This window comes from Salinivibrio sp. ML198 (assembly GCF_001996015.1).
GTDB lineage: Bacteria > Pseudomonadota > Gammaproteobacteria > Enterobacterales > Vibrionaceae > Salinivibrio > Salinivibrio siamensis.
The window spans coordinates 1-1,040 of record NZ_MUEZ01000044.1; the positions used below are offsets into that span (position 1 = coordinate 1).

A 1,040-nucleotide genomic window follows, 5' to 3' on the forward strand; every position below is an offset into this window, starting at 1 on the left:
GATCATATTCCAAAGACGCTGGTACTCCACCACTCGCTCGTTGGTGCCAATTAAGTTACTAATAGGCACACCCACAGAATAAGGCTGATAGCGATGAACTAGCATTAAGTTATAGTTCAGATGGCCTTGCGGACTCGGTGCTGACATCAACACGCAGTCAAATTCAATAAAAGGATGCGTAAAACGAACCTTATTTCCGCGCTTATACAAGGTCACCATACCTGTCTGACGGTTTAAGCTATAAACACGTTTGCTTTTTAAAAAAGGCGCTAGGAAATAATAGCCTTTACATATCAACTTGTAGTGAACCCATATAAGCAAGCAAGGAAGTGTAAAATAAAGGGTTAGGCCATAGGTTCCGGTTGACCAAGTCTGCCACCTAGCATCCCAACTTGCATAACCAAATAATAGTGGATAAAGCAATATTAAATAAGCCAAAGGCAAAAATAGAATTAATAGTATTTTTGCCAGTCCCACCATTAAAAAGTAAAGTTGAGACCAGCCTGATAGAGACTCACTATCTAAACTTTCTTCGGTCCAGAATGATGGCTTTCCATTCCCTTCTGTCTTTTTTATGTTCGATGGCATTGTTTCTCGAGCAAGTGATAAAGCAATGGTGTCATTTGCCTTGGTAAAGGGGAACACTTGCCCTTTGGTTAGTAGCTGCTGCAAAAAACCGTGCGGTGGTTTTGTGGGTTGTAGCGACAGTTGCTCAGTGTTGTAGGTCATATCAGCTATCTGCAAAGATATTGATTTTTGGACCGGTGGCGGGCGATGTTTTTTGTTGTTCGGCTATTTCCGCGAGTGTCTTTTTGTAGGTGTCATCGCTCATATCTCGCCAGTAACGCGGATCGCGGCCAGTCTGTTGATCATGGGCAGCGGTTACAGGGTCTTTGGCTCGAGCTTCTTCTAATACCAACAGATCTGGCATCGGTTGACTCACATCCATGTAACGCTGGATCATATTCCAAAGACGCTGGTACTCCACCACTCGCTCGTTGGTGCCAATTAAGTTACTAATAGGCACACCCACAGAATAA

The 1,040-nt window shown here is 43.5% G+C and carries 1 protein-coding gene and 1 pseudogene; both read right to left on the reverse strand.

Annotation, left to right across the window (positions count from 1 at the left end):
• Positions 1-729: hypothetical protein (locus BZG25_RS15575; protein WP_077639368.1), on the reverse strand; the 729-nt coding region annotated here is incomplete at its 3' end.
• A 1-nt stretch (position 730) separates the two neighbouring features.
• Positions 731-1,040, reverse strand: a pseudogene (locus BZG25_RS15580) (hypothetical protein); the annotation flags it as partial.